The 17,398-nt window shown below is 31.0% G+C and carries 21 protein-coding genes; 4 read left to right on the forward strand and 17 right to left on the reverse strand.

What is annotated here, in order from left to right; genetic code table 11:
- Positions 1–2: 2 nt before the first annotated feature.
- Genes recX through DW196_RS03295 form a run of 3 tightly spaced genes read right to left on the reverse strand, consistent with a single transcriptional unit; the run spans position 3 to position 1,616 of the window.
- Complete coding sequence (gene recX / locus DW196_RS03285; RefSeq protein WP_118250062.1) at positions 3–794, reverse strand: recombination regulator RecX; 792 nt, start codon at positions 792–794, stop codon at positions 3–5.
- A 44-nt stretch (positions 795–838) separates the two neighbouring features.
- Complete coding sequence (locus tag DW196_RS03290; RefSeq protein ID WP_118250064.1) at positions 839–1,312, reverse strand: competence protein ComK; 474 nt, start codon at positions 1,310–1,312, stop codon at positions 839–841.
- Positions 1,287–1,616: a hypothetical protein gene (locus DW196_RS03295; protein WP_118250066.1), complete on the reverse strand. Its 330-nt coding sequence runs from the start codon at positions 1,614–1,616 to the stop codon at positions 1,287–1,289. Before DW196_RS03295 ends, DW196_RS03290 begins: the two co-directional genes overlap by 26 nt.
- A 190-nt stretch (positions 1,617–1,806) precedes the next feature.
- Between DW196_RS03295 and DW196_RS03300 the strand changes: the two genes are divergently transcribed.
- The 4 genes from DW196_RS03300 to DW196_RS03315 all read left to right on the forward strand — a co-directional run bounded on the left by DW196_RS03300 (position 1,807) and on the right by DW196_RS03315 (position 3,699).
- Positions 1,807–2,307 (forward strand): sigma-70 family RNA polymerase sigma factor, encoded by a 501-nt coding sequence (locus DW196_RS03300; protein ID WP_118250068.1) that lies wholly within the window; start codon positions 1,807–1,809, stop codon positions 2,305–2,307.
- A 75-nt stretch (positions 2,308–2,382) separates the two neighbouring features.
- Entirely contained in the window at positions 2,383–2,592 is a 210-nt protein-coding gene (locus DW196_RS03305; RefSeq protein WP_071457329.1) for a DUF1659 domain-containing protein, read from the forward strand.
- A 33-nt stretch (positions 2,593–2,625) separates the two neighbouring features.
- Positions 2,626–2,838 (forward strand): DUF2922 domain-containing protein, encoded by a 213-nt coding sequence (locus tag DW196_RS03310; RefSeq protein WP_118250070.1) that lies wholly within the window; start codon positions 2,626–2,628, stop codon positions 2,836–2,838.
- Positions 2,839–2,898: 60 nt separating this feature from the next.
- Positions 2,899–3,699, forward strand: coding sequence for a GH25 family lysozyme (locus tag DW196_RS03315; protein WP_118250072.1), 801 nt, complete (start codon positions 2,899–2,901; stop codon positions 3,697–3,699).
- 56 nt (positions 3,700–3,755) lie between these two features.
- On the opposite strand, the gene DW196_RS03320 is transcribed toward DW196_RS03315, so the two are convergent.
- From DW196_RS03320 to DW196_RS03385, 14 genes are read right to left on the reverse strand one after another with little or no spacing between them, the layout of a single operon-like run.
- Positions 3,756–4,922: a nucleotide sugar dehydrogenase gene (locus DW196_RS03320; protein WP_118250074.1), complete on the reverse strand. Its 1,167-nt coding sequence runs from the start codon at positions 4,920–4,922 to the stop codon at positions 3,756–3,758.
- On the reverse strand, positions 4,919–5,761 hold the full coding sequence (gene rfbD / locus DW196_RS03325) for a dTDP-4-dehydrorhamnose reductase (RefSeq protein ID WP_118250076.1): 843 nt from the start codon (positions 5,759–5,761) through the stop codon (positions 4,919–4,921). The genes DW196_RS03320 and rfbD overlap by 4 nt, the downstream gene beginning before the upstream one ends.
- A 28-nt stretch (positions 5,762–5,789) precedes the next feature.
- On the reverse strand, positions 5,790–6,776 hold the full coding sequence (gene rfbB, locus DW196_RS03330; protein WP_118250078.1) for a dTDP-glucose 4,6-dehydratase: 987 nt from the start codon (positions 6,774–6,776) through the stop codon (positions 5,790–5,792).
- 1 nt (position 6,777) lies between these two features.
- Positions 6,778–7,338 (reverse strand): dTDP-4-dehydrorhamnose 3,5-epimerase, encoded by a 561-nt coding sequence (rfbC, locus tag DW196_RS03335; protein ID WP_118250080.1) that lies wholly within the window; start codon positions 7,336–7,338, stop codon positions 6,778–6,780.
- Positions 7,339–7,359: 21 nt separating this feature from the next.
- Positions 7,360–8,229, reverse strand: a complete 870-nt coding sequence (gene rfbA, locus DW196_RS03340) for a glucose-1-phosphate thymidylyltransferase RfbA (RefSeq protein ID WP_071457866.1) — start codon at positions 8,227–8,229, stop codon at positions 7,360–7,362.
- Positions 8,214–9,575 carry a hypothetical protein gene (locus DW196_RS03345; protein WP_118250082.1) on the reverse strand — a complete coding sequence of 454 codons (1,362 nt, stop codon included), beginning with the start codon at positions 9,573–9,575 and terminating at the stop codon, positions 8,214–8,216. The genes rfbA and DW196_RS03345 overlap by 16 nt, the downstream gene beginning before the upstream one ends.
- A gap of 22 nt (positions 9,576–9,597) precedes the next feature.
- On the reverse strand, positions 9,598–10,257 hold the full coding sequence (locus tag DW196_RS03350; RefSeq protein ID WP_084657223.1) for a CatB-related O-acetyltransferase: 660 nt from the start codon (positions 10,255–10,257) through the stop codon (positions 9,598–9,600).
- A complete protein-coding gene (locus DW196_RS03355; protein ID WP_071457339.1) occupies positions 10,254–11,459 on the reverse strand; it encodes an O-antigen ligase family protein in 1,206 nt (401 codons plus the stop codon). Before DW196_RS03355 ends, DW196_RS03350 begins: the two co-directional genes overlap by 4 nt.
- Complete coding sequence (locus tag DW196_RS03360) at positions 11,452–12,513, reverse strand: glycoside hydrolase family 99-like domain-containing protein (protein ID WP_118250084.1); 1,062 nt, start codon at positions 12,511–12,513, stop codon at positions 11,452–11,454. The genes DW196_RS03355 and DW196_RS03360 overlap by 8 nt, the downstream gene beginning before the upstream one ends.
- A gap of 2 nt (positions 12,514–12,515) precedes the next feature.
- Positions 12,516–13,301, reverse strand: a complete 786-nt coding sequence (locus DW196_RS03365; protein ID WP_118250086.1) for a glycosyltransferase family A protein — start codon at positions 13,299–13,301, stop codon at positions 12,516–12,518.
- Between the two features lies 1 nt (position 13,302).
- Positions 13,303–14,079 carry a glycosyltransferase family 2 protein gene (locus DW196_RS03370; protein WP_118250088.1) on the reverse strand — a complete coding sequence of 259 codons (777 nt, stop codon included), beginning with the start codon at positions 14,077–14,079 and terminating at the stop codon, positions 13,303–13,305.
- Positions 14,080–14,081: 2 nt separating this feature from the next.
- Positions 14,082–14,969: an NAD-dependent epimerase/dehydratase family protein gene (locus tag DW196_RS03375; RefSeq protein WP_118250090.1), complete on the reverse strand. Its 888-nt coding sequence runs from the start codon at positions 14,967–14,969 to the stop codon at positions 14,082–14,084.
- 2 nt (positions 14,970–14,971) lie between these two features.
- On the reverse strand, positions 14,972–15,586 hold the full coding sequence (locus tag DW196_RS03380; protein ID WP_118250092.1) for a sugar transferase: 615 nt from the start codon (positions 15,584–15,586) through the stop codon (positions 14,972–14,974).
- A 4-nt stretch (positions 15,587–15,590) separates the two neighbouring features.
- On the reverse strand, positions 15,591–17,390 hold the full coding sequence (locus DW196_RS03385) for a nucleoside-diphosphate sugar epimerase/dehydratase (RefSeq protein WP_118250218.1): 1,800 nt from the start codon (positions 17,388–17,390) through the stop codon (positions 15,591–15,593).
- Between the last annotated feature and the right edge of the window lie 8 nt (positions 17,391–17,398).

A 17,398-nucleotide genomic window follows, 5' to 3' on the forward strand; every position in this document is an offset into this window, starting at 1 on the left:
TCTTACTCTAACTCCATCTCTTTTTCTTCTATGTAACGGTTAATATCATCTATAGAAAACCCTTTTTGATACAAACTTTGTTTTATCTTTTGATGTTTCTTACGTGTCTCCACTCTTTCATGTCGATGCCATAATTTATCACCTTGTTTGACTAATAAATCATACTCGTCCTCATCATCATCAAAAGCTAATCCATCTATGACACTAGAGATAACATCCGATTTAAACCCTTTTATAAATAATTGCTGACGAATTTTATTGATACGTTCTTTTTGGCTACTCTTTTGATACTTTCTTGCCATCTTTTCGCCAAGCTTTTGACCTAACTCTAATTGATGCGTGTCATCAAATAAAATAAGTGCTTCATCTATGAAGTCACTTGGCACGCCTTTTTTCATCAAAAATTCTTTGACACCTTGTGGCCCTTTATCAGTCGTACGAATAGCCGTACGAACATAACTTTCAGCAAATATCTTATCATCAAGAAGTGATAACTCTTTTAATTTATCAATAATTTGTCTGATTTGAAGGTTGTTAATCTCTTGTTTTTTGAGATAATCTTTTATCTCTTTTTCACTACGAAGCTGGTAGCTCAAATTGTTTAGTGCTTTTTGATACCCAATATCAAAACTGGCTTCTTCTTTTACTTGGTTTAATAATTCTTCTGATACTTCACTACCTTTAAGTAGACGATGCTTCACCAGAGAATCCTCAGACAATGGAATCTTTATCCCACTTTTTGTCACCAACAAGTACCCTGTTTTTTCTTTTTTGATGCTTTGAATGACTTCCATTTTCTTTCAGCCCCCTTGCATCTTTTTACTATATCACATTTTAACTAAATTTTATCCCAATAACTATCAAACTCCTCAATAAACTCTTGAATCGTAAGCGATTGATTAAACTGCTGAATCACTAAAAAATAGTCCACTTTCTTTCGACATATAGTTAACTTTTCACTATCAATACTATGACGTTTTTTTCTTGTTTTTGTTAGTTCACTCATTAAGTAATCTCCTTTCCATGAAATAACTTGCTCTAATACGTCAAACGTTTCAGGGAAAAAATATAACATATATTGATTCACAGCTTTGTTTACTCGTTGATTAAACGCCTGACATCCATAAACCAGATCAATCCCTAAAAAATTAGTAAAGTTTACCGTCATTTGTCCTTGACCAATCTTATGAAAATTGGTGATATACATTGGATTAATAAAACTTGTATTTTTTCTAACGGTGCCATTTAGCGGCATAAAGATCAACTGCTTGTCAATCATGGCTTGTTTATAATTTTTTTTGCTTAAAGCCATTATATAGTTCAATCGTATTGTATACCCTTTCAAAAATCCGATTATGAGATTGATTGTACTCACTCATTAGTTCACGTGTTGTGGAGGTCGTTAAAATAGGTAGATGATTAGACATTAATAGCATTGCTTTGTACTTTATGCCCAATTCAGATATATCATGTATAAAATAGACATCACGTGTTAACGACGTGTTTCCTGTCTTCACACAACAAGGTAAAAACTTGTTATATAAATCATCTAGTTTAATCGCATCTCCATGTACTAAATCCTCGTGAATTAAAAGTTTTCTTGCATTGATATCCATGATTATCACTCCTAAGTTTGTGTTTTTTAATTACACCTTATATTAACATATCCAAGTTATTTTAAAAGCGTTTTCATACAAAAATAATTAATTTTACGCAGAAAATTCAAATTTTGGTTTTTTCCTGATTGTCAAAAATTATCTATACTCACAGTGGCTAGCCAAATGATAACTTGAAAGGATAATTTTTATGGAAGAGACACTATTTACAACCTATCGTTCACTTATCTTAGGCGCATTGAAAAAATACCACATTACCCCATCACACCCAGAGTTTGATGATTATTTACAGCATGCTCGTATAGAGTTACTACTGACACATCGAGATTATCAAAAACAGCCCGATAACAGAGCTCCCTTTAGACCGTTTGTGTATCAAAAAATCTGTTGGGCGACAGTCGATAAAATCAGAAAAGAACAACGACGATATGACAAAGATATCATAGAAGATACTCAACTAGACTTACTTACTGAGGATAATGATATCTCTTCTTCTTTAGCAACGACCGATTTGTATCATCAACTTGCTCAAACACTGACTCCTTGCGAAACAAAATATTTGGCTGATCGTTTTTTTGACCAACTCACTATGAGCCAAATAGCTGATAAATATAAGGTTTCTAGGAAAACAGTTTATCGCTGGCGAGATGGTGTGAGAAAAAAATATAAAAAATTTGAAAAAAGGGGGTAACACTTTTGATTTGGGAAACGTTTATATAAGTGTAAGGCGCGCAACTTACTAAACTAACAAAAGGACGTGACAAACATGGAAAAAATCTTCGACAGTAAAAAATCAATCTTAACATTCAAAGCAGTAGGTGACGACAAACCACGTAAACAAACATTAGCTAACTTAAAAGAAAGTGCCACTGATGAAAACATTTTAGACTTAGGTGATATCTTCGACTCACTTGCTCCAAAAGATGAACCATTAGAAAGACTGTCAATCGTAAACACTCACCACTACGATATGTAATCAATCAGACAACTATACTAGGAGGACATAACCATGAAAAAATTAAACTTAAACTTTTTAAACGAGGAAAACAAAAAAACAACATTAGTACCAAAAGTAGCCAGTCAAGAACTAACAAAAGATGAAGTAAAAAATGCGATGATGGCTATCTCAGCTTTAGGAATCTTTGAAGCAAACGGCAAACAACTTTATGTGACACCAAAATCAGCACACTATAGTGAAACGATTATTACAGAGTTGTTCTAACAATTTAGGCGACGTTTACCACAAACGTCGTCTTTTCTTATATCAGAAAGGAGTTTTTATATGCTAAAAGTTATTGACTTATCAAACCACCAACGAGGGATGTCACTTGATACACTAAAAGCGGATGCCTTTATCTTTAAAGCAACAGAAGGCACTTATTTTATTGATGATACATGTGACACCTTTGTCCAACAAGCCAAAAAATTAAACAAGCCTTATGGTGTGTATCATTTTTTAGATCAAAATGATGTCATTAAACAAGCAGACTTTTTCTTAACACATATCAAAGGCTATATAGGTGAAGCCATCTTAGTTCTTGATTATGAAGATTATGGCAAACAAGGGGCACAAAAAGCCAAAGAATTTTTAGATTATGTCTACAAACAAACTGGCGTAAAACCTCTCATCTATATGAATGAAAGTGATGCAAACTCTGATGATTGGTTGGATGTGGTAGCTGGTGATTATGGTTTATGGGTCGCCAAATACTCTCAAAACACACCTGTCGTTAAACAATGGCCAAGCTATGCTATGTGGCAATATACTAGTATACCTGTTGATACAAGCTATTTTTACGGAGATAAACTTGCTTGGCAACAATATGCTGCACCCAAAAAGACCATCACCCAACAAAAGGACGCTTATCACACAACAGGAACACGATTTGAAGCATTAAGAACACTCGTCATTCAAGCAGATGAATCATTTAAAAAAGCATCTGGCATGCACTTTTCCAAAAGTACTGTCTTTGATATTGAGCAAATTTGCCACACCAAAACAACAACGCATGCTTGTATACTCTATAATCATCGCAAGGTATTTGTTACACTTCACAAGGATTATGTTAGAAAGATAGATTAGGATAAAAAAATAACCCTCCACGAGAAATCAAATTGAATTCTTGTGGGGGGATTTTGTTAATCTTGATTAAATATATCTCTTGTATAAATTTTATCCAATGAATCGGCTAATTCTTTTTCGATACGATTTGTTACGATAACTTCTGATACTTTTTTAAATTCATCTAAATCAGTATAGACTTTTGAATTAAAAAACGTGTCTTCTTTTAATGTTGGCTCGTAAACAATCACTTCTATTCCCTTAGCTTTTAATCGTTTCATAATCCCTTGAATAGACGAGTATCTGAAATTATCTGAGTTAGCTTTCATCGTTAAACGATAGATACCTACAACTTTTGGTTGTTTAGCAATGATTTGGTCAGCGATAAAATCTTTTCGCGTTCTATTGGCTTCAACGATTGCCCCAATAATATTATTAGGTACTTGGTCATAATTAGCCAATAATTGTTTGGTGTCTTTTGGTAAGCAATAACCACCATAACCAAATGAAGGATTGTTGTAATGACTTCCTATACGAGGATCTAAACCAACACCTTCGATAATCTGTTTAGTGTCTAGCCCTCTCACTTCTGCATAGGTATCTAACTCATTAAAATATGACACCCTTAAAGCAAGGTATGTATTTGAAAATAGTTTAATTGCTTCAGCTTCTGTTGAATCAGTTAGCAGTACAGGTACATCCTCTTCATAAGAATTATCCAACAATGCTTTAGCAAATACTTCTGCTCTTTCACTTCTCTCACCCACAATAATTCTTGATGGATGTAAATTATCATACAAGGCTTTTCCTTCACGTAAAAACTCTGGTGAAAAAATAATATTTTCTGTGTTGTATTTTTCTTTTAGCTCTTTTGTATACCCCACAGGAACGGTTGATTTTATAATAAAGATAGTATCTGAATTGATTGCTAATCCTTTTTCTATCACACTTTCAACTGTTGATGTATTAAAATAATTTTTCTTTTCATCATAATCTGTTGGTGTTGCAATAATACAATACTCACCATGATTGATTGCCTTATCAAAATCTGTTGTGAATTCTATAGATATAGATTTATCTGTTAAGAATTCCTCAATTTCATTATCTACTAATGGTGAGATTCCTTTATTCAACAACTCAATCTTCTCATCTACTATATCATATGCTATTACATCATTATTTTGTGATAATAATAATGCATTAGCTAAACCAACATAACCTAAACCTACAACTGAGACTTTCATTTAATTCCCTCCAAAAAAAGTTGTAATGCTGTTTGCCACGAAATTATTTCATATCCAGTTGATTTCGCTTTTTCTAAATCCATAATTGAATACTCTGGTCTTGTTGCTTTAGTAATGAATTGATCAGATGTAACAGGAGAAATAGTTACATTATCATCTTTTAATATTTCTTGTGCAAATTCATACCATGTACACGTTTCTTCATTGGAAAAGTGATAAATTCCATAGTCACACTTATTTTGTATCAAGTAAGTCATAAATTCTGCTAAACTTTTTGTCCAGGTTGGTCTGCCTACTTGGTCGTTTACTACCGTTAATTTATCATGAGTTTTAGCAAGCTTTTTCATTGTATAGACAAAATTATTTCCATGCTCACCGAAAACCCAAGATGTTCTTATAATATAATAATTGTTTAAAATCTCCTGAACCGCTTGTTCTCCTAATAATTTTGCTTTTCCATATTCATTAATTGGAGATGTTTTATCCGTTTCCATGTACGGAGTTTCCCTTGTTTTTCCATCAAATACATAGTCAGTACTGATATAAACCAATGTAGCACCAACTTCTTTACATACTTGAGCAACATTTTTAGTACCGTCCACGTTTACAAGATAATTCATCTCTTTTCCTTCATCTTCAGCTAAGTCAACTGCTGTATAGGCTGCACAATGATAAACTACTGACGGCTTAATATCTTTAATAATAGAAAGCGTCTTATCAAAATCTGTAATATCCATCTCTTGACTATCATAAGCAATAAAATCAATATTTTGTTGTTTTAGAAGATTAGTTAACTCTCTACCTAATTGGCCTTTTGCACCTGTAACTAATACAGTCACTACAATTCCCCCTGTCCAATCTATAGAACTAGTTCAATTTTGCTTTTTCTTGCAATGGTCTCCACCATGATTCATTTGCTAAATACCAATCTATTGTTTCTACAATACCTGTTTCAAATGTATATTTAGGTTTCCATCCTAACTCAGTTTCTAATTTCGTAGGGTCAATTGCATATCTTTTATCATGGCCTAATCTGTCTTCAACATATACTTTTAAATCAGGAGACACTTGTAGTTTTTCAATGATAATATCTACTATTTCATTATTAGTTCGTTCATTATGCCCACCAACGTTATATACTTCACCTTTTTTACCTTTATGTAGGACTAAATCTATAGCTTGGCAATGATCATAAACATGTAACCAGTCCCTTACATTCATTCCATCACCATATATTGGTAAATTTTTCCCATCTAATGCATTAGAAATCATTAATGGAATTAACTTTTCAGGAAAATGATATGGTCCATAATTATTTGAACATCTAGTAATATTTACATTCATATCATATGTTTCATAGTATGAACGAACTAATAAATCAGCACTTGTTTTGCTAGCAGAATAAGGACTATTTGGTGCTAATGGCGTTTCCTCCGTAAAGTATCCTGTAGAACCTAGACTTCCATAAACTTCATCTGTTGATACTTGTAAATATTTTTGTATTTCATATTTTTTTGCTATGTCTAATAAGGCTAATGTTCCCTGTACGTTCGTCTCTACGAAGATAGATGGATTTAATATACTTCTATCCACGTGTGATTCTGCAGCAAAATTTACAAACGCATCAATTGAATATTTTTCTACTAAATAACTAACTAACTCTCTATTAGTTATATTTCCTTTAACAAAAACATGTCTTGGATTATTAATGACATCATCCAGATTATGGATATTCCCAGCATATGTTAATAAGTCAAGATTTATAATAGTGTAGTCAGGATGTTTATCTAGTATATAATGTACAAAATTACTTCCTATAAAACCTGCTCCACCTGTAACTAAAATATTTTTCATATTATATTTTACCCCATACAAAATTATTTTCAGCATCATTTAGATTAGGATGATTTTTATCTTTTTCAGATAACACTGTTGCATTCATCGGCCATTCGATACCAATACTAGGGTCGTCATAAGCAATCCCTCTATCATGCTCAGGTGAATACAATTCGTCTACTTTATATTGAATATTCACATCCGGAGTAAGTGTACAAAAACCATGTGCAAATCCTTTTGGTACAAACAACTGTCTGTGATTGTACTCGCTTAAAATATATCCTTCCCATTGTCCATAAGTTGGAGAACCTTTTCTCATATCTACTAATACATCATATATTACTCCAGTAGTACAACGAACTAACTTAGTTTGTCCCTTTGGTGATAATTGATAATGCATACCACGTAACGTTCCAACCTCAACTGAAAGTGAGTGGTTATCTTGTATAAAATCATTTGTGATTCCTATTTCAGAAAATTTTTCTTTATTGTAAGATTCTGTAAAAAATCCGCGATTATCTCCAAAAACGGGTGTCTCTATAATTTTAACATCCTGTAATTTTGTATTAAAAATCTTCACCTATATACCTCCAAAATAAAATTAATCTTCATATAACCTTTTTAAGTATTGGCCATATTGATTTTTCAATAATGGTTTCGCTAAAACCTTTAATTCTTCTTTTGTTATATATCCCATGCGATAAGCAATTTCTTCTAAGCAAGCAACTTTTAGATTTTGTCGTTTCTCTATCGTTTCAATAAATGTCGAAGCTTCTAATAGTGACTCATGTGTTCCTGTGTCTAACCATGCAAACCCTCGCCCCATTAATTCAACTTCTAATTCATTGAGTCGTAGGTATTCCTTATTAACATCCGTAATTTCTAATTCTCCACGATCTGACGGTTTTATATTTTTCGCTATATCTACTACTCTATTATCATAAAAATAAAGTCCCGTAACTGCATAATTAGATTTTGGTTTTTCTGGTTTTTCTTCGATAGAGATTGCTCTCATATTGTCGTCAAATTCAACTACTCCAAATCTTTCAGGATCATTTACATGGTAACCAAATACTGTTGCGCCTGATTCTTTTTGTGCTGAACGTTGTAATATTTTTGATAGTCCACTTCCATAATAAATATTATCACCTAATATCAGACAAACAGAATCCTCACCTATAAAATCTTCTCCTATGATAAAGGATTGCGCTAAGCCATCAGGACTTTCTTGAATAGCGTATTCAATATTGATACCTAAATCATGCCCATCTCCTAATAGCTCCTCGAATCTAGGTGTATCTGTTGGTGTTGATATAATTAAAATATCTTTAATTCCTGCTAACATAAGACTAGACAATGGATAATATATCATTGGCTTATCATATATAGGCATTAACTGTTTTGATACTGATTTAGTAAGTGGATATAGTCTCGTTCCACTTCCTCCTGCTAAAATTATACCTTTATAAATTTTTTTCTCCTCCCAACGAATAATAAAGCAATTATATAAACTAAATAAAAAATAAAAGCATGCCACAATACAAATGTTTGATTCAATCCTATGAAAAACAATGTAGAAAAAATTAATATAAAATCCATAGTCATAACACCAGATATATTCAATGACCCTCTCAAAATTGTTGACGAATACATAGACTTAAATCCTATAGAAAACAATAAACCAAATAACATTATATCAACACTATTAAACAAATAATAAGCAATACCATTTATAATAAAAGAAAGTATCAATGAAATAAAGTTTATTTTAAACATTTTTTTTTCTTGTCTTTCTGCTTTTAAAAAAGAATTTGTTAAAATCAAAGTTATCGACTCAAAGATACATATGGGAAATAAAAAGACCATGTATTTTATACTTTCTAAGTAATTAGGTAGCCATAAACTAACGAAAGCACTTACAGGGTAATAAAAAATTAGTATTAAACACATTATAATTGAAAAAATATTATAACTTTTAATATAGATGCATGCATAATTATTCGAATTCATTTTTTTCAAAAATGGAAAGACTACAACACCAATAGCATTGATAAACACCATGAAAAAACTTATCAAACTTAACCCTAATGATACTTTACCAAATATTTCTATACTCCATTTATTCTTTATCATTATTCTTGAAACACTCATAATTAATTGACTGGCTATATTTGATAAAAATAAACTAATTCCTATTAAAAAATGCCCTTTTATAATTCTCAAAATACCAATATCAAAGTTAGTTTTTATTACTAAGATGTCTCTAGATAAAAGTAATGTATAAATAAATCCAACCAACTTTGATAATATATCTAATATTATCAGACCTTTGTAATCATTATATCCATTTGATAGTAGTACAGTAACGATAGTAGCATATACAAATCTATCTAAAAGTATTGATTTACTATACCTCTTTATTTCATCTATACTTTGAAAAAGATATTGTAAAAAACCTCTAGATACTGTAAGAAAAGTTGCAATAGCGAACATTTGGAATATAAACCTCTCATTTGTACTATCAGCAAAAAAAGTTCCAAAAGAAAATAAAAGAAAAGATGAACTTAAAGCATATAATAAGAATAATTTATACTCTAATGTAATATCATTACTATTAATTGATTGACTATCTTTTCCTCCATAGTCTAAATATACGCCTTCTACCCACCCAAGATTTACAAAACCTGAAAAAGTTGTATAGAATACATAAAGTTGCCAATAGCCATAACTAGTAATACCCAATGCTTTGGGAACAATTAGCACTAACAATAAAGAAATCAAAAGGTTTATTCCATTTGAAAAAATGGAATGCCCCATATTAATAAACAAACTCTTTAATCTAATTATTTTTATCGACTCCTCTCATTAATGATTCAATCAAATCAATAGAGATATCTTTTTCATATAAATATTGGATATTGTCTGAAATCCATTTCTCAGAAATTGATGAATAATTAAAATTTTCTAGTATATTACATATTTCATTTGAGAATCTATATTTAATAATCCTATTAGTGGTAGCGATAGAATAGGCAGGTATATCTTTTGTTATAGTACTTCCTGCAGCAATAATAGCTCCATTTCCTATTTTTACACCTGAAGTAATTAAGACATTTCTCCCTATCCAAACATCATCACCAACTAATATAGCTCCTTTAGAAGTATTATCTATAAAATTTGTATCATTTTTTATATAGTTTATTAAAAATGGATAATTAAACAATAAATATGGATGGTGTTCTCCACCCAATAAAAATTCAACATTATCAGATATCGAACAAAAGGAACCTATAACTAGGTTTTCATCTGGATTATTATACATGATAACTTTTAATTTTCCATAGGTTCCTTTCCCAACAGAAACCTTATTAGGATTAAAATAGTTAATAGCTTCTGTAAAATTATCTTTATTTTGTTTTCTCCATTTAAACTGAAATACCATTAGTTTTATACTTTTATTTAGACGTAACATTACTTTTTTTATAAAAAAAATTATCATGATTTTCTCCTTTCACGAAATGAGTAACTCAAATACACCCCAAAAAGGTAAAAGAAAATAATTGGATATTCCCATCCTGACATTGTTTCTGATTGATAACCAGTTATCAATGAAAACAATCCATATTCGAATAATATTAGCACTAACCAACTACTTTTCCTTGTAAAAAGCCCCTTAATTGTCATATAAATATATGGCGAATATTGAATTAAACTAAAAAGAAAACCATAATTGTACATAGAAAATAGATAATCATTATCTAATACTTTCATTGTTCCAGGTCCCATACCTAGTAAGTATTTTGTAGACTTTTGATAAGAATCAAATTTCATGCTGGCTTCCAGCCACATTTCCTGACGAAGAGAAAAGGAATTAACACTTGATAAATTCTTAGTTGTAAATACAGAAAATATTTGTCCCATATATGGAAAATATTCTTGATAACGATATAAAAATAAAAATAAAGTCGATACTGAAATAACTCCCATAATAATAATAAAGGGAAATTTGGTTATAAGAAAGACTATATCTTTTTTTTGTTGCTTTAGCAGAACAACGAACTGAGCAGCAAAAAATACTAATAAACTAACCCTCGAACCTGATAAAAATACTAATATAAGGCAAATAAATATTTTAAGAATTCTTTTTTTTAAATTAGATTCTAGTAATAAAAATAGTATGCTAAATTGAATTATTACCCACCCAAATAGATTTGGATTACCAAAAGTGCCTGCAACTCTTACTAATGTTCCAAGAGGCAATGTTTTATTCATACTATAAAAATAGTGAAATACTCTGATATCAAACAATTGAGTAATAACAATAGCAATCTCAACTACTAATACTAGATTAATAGTTCTCAAAATCGATGTTTTAAACTTTTCAATATCTTTATTATAAAAGTCTATATATCCATAAATGAATGCTAGTAGTATGAACCCCACTCTCATAATATATGATAAACTTGAAATAGCTGTATTGTTTACTAAAATACTAATACTAGAAAGTAGGATTAATGCTATAAATGATATGAAAATTAAGATAAACCGTAAATCTATATTTACTTTTTTATACTTCTTAGTTAAGATAATCATTACCAATATCATTGCGATTATTGGATAAGATAGTTTAGACCCTGCATCAAATGGCGGTCTTGGCACTAAGCAGAAGATTAATAAAAGAATGTTTAATTTTTTAATCATATTGACTATTCCTTATTTCTTCTAACATCCCATTTTTCCCATCACTTTCAGGTTCTAAGAACATACCTTCGGACCATTCATTCCAAGCATTTATAAATAGATAATCATCGTCCAATCCCAACTTTTGTATATCTTTTATATATCTATAAAGCTGATTTTCTTCATCATTTTTCACAACAACATATCCTCTTCTAACGTGTCTTGGCGTAGAATCCCAACCAGTAAAAACACTAAAATAAATTTTTTTATCTATTTTTTTTGTATATAATTTTGCTATATCAATACTTTTAGTAACCAAACGTTCATATTTATATTTTGTTACAAAATACAAATAATTTTTTTTATACTTTGAAGAAATGTACCTTTGAATCTTCTTTAATTTCGGTTCAGCACTCAAAACAACAGCAGGTTCTCTTACCGTAATTGCATCTGACAGATCACTTGATACCGTAGATTTTATGTTATTCATTGATTCTATTATGTAAATACCAGAGAAACCTTCTTTTATGCATCGATCATTATAATAAGCTATTCTTTTGTCTAAATCATCTATGGTATTAGCAGAATATAACATAAATACAGGCTTATTATCTTTTTTTATATACCTGTCATCTTTGAAAAAATTAAGTAAATAAGTAATATGTTCGTCCCATTCGTCTTCATGTCCGTATTCTTGTTTTATTAATAGTTCATTTGTTCCATTCCATGTTTTTTTCCATGAATGGTTTGCCCAACAAAACATAAATTTTTGAGGTATATCAACCCAGTTCAGAAGATTTTCAGCTGGTTTTTCTAAAATTTTACGTCCCGAAAACCAATAATGGTAATAACAGAAACCGTATATTCCATTTTCCTTACTTAAATTTGTTTGCCATTCTACGGTTTCTTTATTAAGTAAATTATAATACTTTAATGGTTTTTTAGGCTGATTATGTTTTTTGTAAAGAGGCTTGGCACTCTTTACATTTGTCCATTCAGTAAAGCCTTCCCCCCACCACTCATTATTTTCTTCAGTTTCATGAAATTGTGGTAAAAAATATGCAATATTCTTCATAATTAAAGATTTTCCGCTCCTTCCCTCATTATCTTATAAACATCTTTAAATTTAAAATTATTTTTTTTATATAGATCTCTATGTCGTAATAAAAACTGAATAATTAAAATTCTATAATTATATGGCATTAATGATTTAAACAATGCTCCTCTATCATAAAAATAAGAGTACGTATATCCTTCAAACCAAGAGGATACATAGTTATTAACTATAGCTATTGTTTCAGTACTTGAATATACTTTAAGACGCTTATTTAAAATAGACCATATAAATAAAGAATCCTCTCCCGATCCATAACGGGTACCACCACCAAATAGTAAAGAAAAATATATATTGTTCTTAATTATAGACTCTCGTTTGAAAGTAAAGGTTACAGTACCATATTTCAAACAATTATAATGACGTACTCTACCATTTCTAGTTACATTATTTCTCACACCTTCATTTGATTTTACTAAAGAATTAAATAATATCATATCTGCCATAGGTTTTAAATCATACTGTTTCTTTATGATTTCTAAATAGTTATCTTTATATATCATATCATCATCAGACATAATACATATATCCGCACTAGATCTCATTAAAGCATTGTTTCTACTTAACCCCACACCCTTTTCCTTAAAAGAAAAACATCTCACCTTAGACTTACCGACTGTAAACTCAAAAAAAGAATTTTTATCACATTGATTAATAAAAATTGCATCTGTTTTAATATTCATTTTTCTATATAAATCATAAAAATCTAAACAATTCATTGTAGATATTAACATCTCAACTTTAATCACTTTAGTATTCCTTTCTCTTATAATATGATATAATTTTACTTTTAATACCTTTACATACCCAGTAATTTATTAAATATGTAGATTTTAACAAAGATATTTTTTCATGATTCCTATATATGTACCAATGATACTTAAGTAGTGTTTTCTTACTACTAGATAAACTTCCTTCAACAATTCGATGGTATGATAATTCTTCTTCTAAACAATATAAGTATGTTGATGATTTTATAACTTGTAACCACATTAAATAATCATTTCTTTTTTTTATATTTGAAATATAAAATTTGCCCAGTTTTTTTGAATCATACACAACCGTTGAATTTCCAGGACAATTTTTCATTAGGCCAAAATAGTCCACTCTTTCATCATATAATACCAGTTGACCCAAATCTCTATTATTCTCATCAATTTTCCCATAATAAGTACAAGAAAAATTAATATTATTACGTTGCATCCAACTAATCTGTTTTTCCAATTTATTATTTTTCCACATATCATCACTATCTAAAAAAGAAATATAATCTCCACTGGCCTTTTCAATTGCAAAATTTCTTGCACTTGCAGCTCCCTGATTTGTAGATAGTTGATATGCTTTTATTCGTTTATCTAACTTAGAGTACTTAGTAATGATTGAAAATGTGTTATCAGTGGAACAGTCGTCACATATCAATAATTCCCAACTCTTATAAGTTTGGTTCAAAACACTTTCTATAGAAATATGCAGATACTTTTCTGCGTTATAAGCTGGCATTATAATAGAAACTAATGACTCTTCCATGACTACTCTCTCTCCAATTCTGATAATACAATAGTTTTTTTTAGCGTCGTAAAAAAATGGTTTTGTTTTTTTTCTTCATACACCAAGTTACCAAATGCTTTATTGGTTAAATCTCCAATTTTACCTGGCACATAAGATAGTAAGTATACTGACCAATTCATAAAGCTAAATAGTTTAATATTCTTTCCATGTGCCTGTGCAATTTCTTTTACAATATGACTTGTTCTAACATACTCATTATTCTGAGGATAGAAAACACCTTCTTTAGATTTATCTATCAATTCTTTCAGAAATAGATTCAAATTACCTACATAAAGCATCGAGCGTTCATTGGGTATATCAGGAAAAACTGGCAAGCTTAACGCAATTTTCCGTAGCATTGGATAATTACCTTTACTACCTGGACCATAAATCATTGGTGGTCTAACTATAGATAAAATAAATTTTTCTGTCATTAGTTTTTTCAACTTGATTTCTGCTTGAAGCTTACTATCTCCATAAAAATTTGAAGGTGTAGGGACTGTATCAGGAGTAATAACTCGTTTTTTTCTAATACTAACATCTTCACCATAAACAATGATTGAACTCATGTAGATAAACTGAGATGATTTATCACCTCTATCAATCTTGTATTTATTTGCCACATCATATGACAAATCACAATTAACATCATAGTATCGTTTCTTTTCTTCTTCACTGACTTTACCAACATCAGCATGTGCTATCCCTGCTACATGTAACACAACATCATACACAGAAAAGTCCTGAGTCTTCCAGTCCTCTCCTCTAACAGAGATAGTGTCGACTTGATACTCAGGATTATCTTTTATATAAGAAGCAAAGGAGGTACCAATATAACTTGTTTTTCCAGTAATAAGCACTCGTTTCATGGTTACTCCTCCTCTACATTTGTTTTAATCCCTGTTCCACCTTCAACTACTCCGTCTGACTTAAATACTGATACAATCGTGCCAAAAAAACACTTAACATCCATCCAAAATGATTCATGCTCTACATAGTATCTGTCTAATGATGCTTTTATATCAATTTCTAATTCATCACGACCATTGATTTGAGCCCAACCTGTTAAACCAGGACGAATATCATTTGCTCCATATTTATCTCTTTCTACTATCAAATCTTCTTGATTCCACAAAGCTGGTCTAGGACCTATGATTGCCATATCACCTTTTAAGATATTAAATAATTGCGGTAGTTCATCCAAACTAGTCTTTCTTAAAAACTTCCCAACTCTTGTAATAAATTCATCTGGATTTTTTAATAGGTGAGTAGGCATTTCTTTTGGTGTATCAATTTTCATGGTACGAAATTTATATATTGAAAATAGTTTTTTATTTTTCCCAACTCTTTTTTGAGTAAAAACAACCGGCCCTTTCGAATCAACTTTTATTGCTATTACAAGTATCAGTAGCAGTGGGGATAAAACAATAATCCCCACTAATGACAGAATAAAATCGATGATTCGTTTTAAAAAATTAGTATACATACCTTTATTCCTCACTTGATTGATTAGCAAATAGTACCAACTCTTTTGCTAACTCTGTATAGTCTTCTGGCAACTCGTCCAGTTTTGTCATCACTTCATCATAGGTAAATCCATTGACATTTCCTACGAAGATTTTTTCATGAACTTGTTCTTTCGAGCGTTCTTTATCGACTAGTAACTCTTCGTAAAGTTTCTCGCCTGGTCTGATACCACTTTCTACTATTTGGATTTCATTTTCACTATACCCACTCAACTTGATAACTTTTTTAGCTAAATCAACTATCTTCACTGGTTCTCCCATGTCTAAGATAAAGATTTCGCCACCTTTTGCTAAAGCACCTGATTGAATAACCAAACGGCTCGCTTCTGGTATGGTCATGAAGTAGCGTGTCATACGAAAATCTGTCACAGTTACTGGTCCGCCTTTTGCGACTTGTTCTTTAAAGAGTGGGACCACACTTCCTCGACTGCCTAATACATTACCAAAACGAACGGCAGAGAATTTTGTTTTTCCTTTGCCATTTAGACCAGTCACAATCATCTCAGCAATGCGTTTAGTTGAGCCCATCACATTTGGTGGTTTGACTGCTTTATCTGTTGATACCATAACAAAACTATCAACATCATTAGCTAAAGCAGCTTCAGCTACGTTTTTTGTACCATAAATATTGTTTTTTAAGGCTTCTGATGGGTTGTACTCCATCAAAGGAACATGCTTATGAGCGGCAGCATGATAGACTATTGACGGTTTGTGTTCATGCATCACATCAAACATTCGTTTAGCATCTCTTACGTCCGCTATGGCTGGCACTATTTCAGTAATTTTATCCGCATACGTTTGTCGTAATTCTTTTTCTATTAAATAAATCGAGTTTTCACCATGACCAAGTAGTACGAGTTTTTTGGGTGAAAATGCCATGACTTGTCGGCAGATTTCTGATCCAATCGAGCCACCTGCCCCTGTGACAAGGATGGTTTCATTGGTTAGTTGTGTTTTAATAGCATCCATATCAAGTTTGACTTCATCACGTCCGAGTAAATCAACGACATCAATCTCGCGAAGTTTTGTGACGGCAACCTCACCCATCGCCAACTCTTCAATTGACGGAATCGAGTTGATGGTCACATCCAAGTCGCGTGTCACATCGAGTAAATGCTCATACTGACTAGCAGTCATTGATGGAATCGCTACCGTCAAGACATTAACCTTATATTCTTTTACTAAAATTGGTAAATCATCAATTGTCCCAACGACTTTTAAACCAGATAGGTAAGTATTTTTTTTATTAATATCATCATCTATAAACCCTTTAAAGTTCAATCCTAACTGTCCGGATTTATACTTCACGGTATTGTAAAGTAGCTCGCCACCGTCTCCCGCACCAATAATAAAGGCATTGTCACACGTTTTATTTCCTTTATTATTGTACATATGTAAGCAATCAACAATCCAGCGCCATACAATACGAGAACTAATAATTATCAATAAAACCATAAAGTACGACAATAGTAATTGTAAGTGGACAGTATCTAAAGAAATATAAAATCCTAACATAATATACTCTAATACACTTGATGCACTGACCGCAAAAAATATCGAGACGAGAGCATTTATACTAGTATACCTAGTTAACCTATTAAACACTTTAAAAAACGTACCAAATACTAAATACAATGCAACTTGTAGCCCTATCACTTTTGGCGAGATAGGGTCATTTAAATCATATACGAAATTAGTATATATATTAACTAATATATTAGTTAATATGATGATACTAGTGTCTACGCCGATTAATATAAACATCTTTACTT

This window comes from Vagococcus sp. AM17-17, assembly GCF_003471765.1.
Classification (GTDB): domain Bacteria; phylum Bacillota; class Bacilli; order Lactobacillales; family Vagococcaceae; genus Vagococcus; species Vagococcus teuberi.

What these genes read in the sequence shown, in the direction of transcription:
- DW196_RS03360 (WP_118250084.1), bottom strand. Translation starts at nt 12,513, where the DNA reads ATGAAGAATATTGCATATTTTTTACCACAATTTCATGAAACTGAAGAA.
- DW196_RS03345 (WP_118250082.1), bottom strand. Translation starts at nt 9,575, where the DNA reads ATGGGGCATTCCATTTTTTCAAATGGAATAAACCTTTTGATTTCTTTA.
- recX (WP_118250062.1), bottom strand. Translation starts at nt 794, where the DNA reads ATGGAAGTCATTCAAAGCATCAAAAAAGAAAAAACAGGGTACTTGTTG.
- DW196_RS03295 (WP_118250066.1), bottom strand. Translation starts at nt 1,616, where the DNA reads ATGGATATCAATGCAAGAAAACTTTTAATTCACGAGGATTTAGTACAT.
- DW196_RS03380 (WP_118250092.1), bottom strand. Translation starts at nt 15,586, where the DNA reads ATGTATACTAATTTTTTAAAACGAATCATCGATTTTATTCTGTCATTA.
- DW196_RS03320 (WP_118250074.1), bottom strand. Translation starts at nt 4,922, where the DNA reads ATGAAAGTCTCAGTTGTAGGTTTAGGTTATGTTGGTTTAGCTAATGCA.
- DW196_RS03355 (WP_071457339.1), bottom strand. Translation starts at nt 11,459, where the DNA reads ATGATTAAAAAATTAAACATTCTTTTATTAATCTTCTGCTTAGTGCCA.
- DW196_RS03350 (WP_084657223.1), bottom strand. Translation starts at nt 10,257, where the DNA reads ATGATAATTTTTTTTATAAAAAAAGTAATGTTACGTCTAAATAAAAGT.
- rfbB (WP_118250078.1), bottom strand. Translation starts at nt 6,776, where the DNA reads ATGAAAAATATTTTAGTTACAGGTGGAGCAGGTTTTATAGGAAGTAAT.
- DW196_RS03305 (WP_071457329.1), top strand. Translation starts at nt 2,383, where the DNA reads ATGGAAAAAATCTTCGACAGTAAAAAATCAATCTTAACATTCAAAGCA.
- DW196_RS03375 (WP_118250090.1), bottom strand. Translation starts at nt 14,969, where the DNA reads ATGAAACGAGTGCTTATTACTGGAAAAACAAGTTATATTGGTACCTCC.
- DW196_RS03370 (WP_118250088.1), bottom strand. Translation starts at nt 14,079, where the DNA reads ATGGAAGAGTCATTAGTTTCTATTATAATGCCAGCTTATAACGCAGAA.
- DW196_RS03290 (WP_118250064.1), bottom strand. Translation starts at nt 1,312, where the DNA reads ATGGCTTTAAGCAAAAAAAATTATAAACAAGCCATGATTGACAAGCAG.
- DW196_RS03385 (WP_118250218.1), bottom strand. Translation starts at nt 17,390, where the DNA reads ATGTTTATATTAATCGGCGTAGACACTAGTATCATCATATTAACTAAT.
- DW196_RS03300 (WP_118250068.1), top strand. Translation starts at nt 1,807, where the DNA reads ATGGAAGAGACACTATTTACAACCTATCGTTCACTTATCTTAGGCGCA.
- DW196_RS03315 (WP_118250072.1), top strand. Translation starts at nt 2,899, where the DNA reads ATGCTAAAAGTTATTGACTTATCAAACCACCAACGAGGGATGTCACTT.
- DW196_RS03310 (WP_118250070.1), top strand. Translation starts at nt 2,626, where the DNA reads ATGAAAAAATTAAACTTAAACTTTTTAAACGAGGAAAACAAAAAAACA.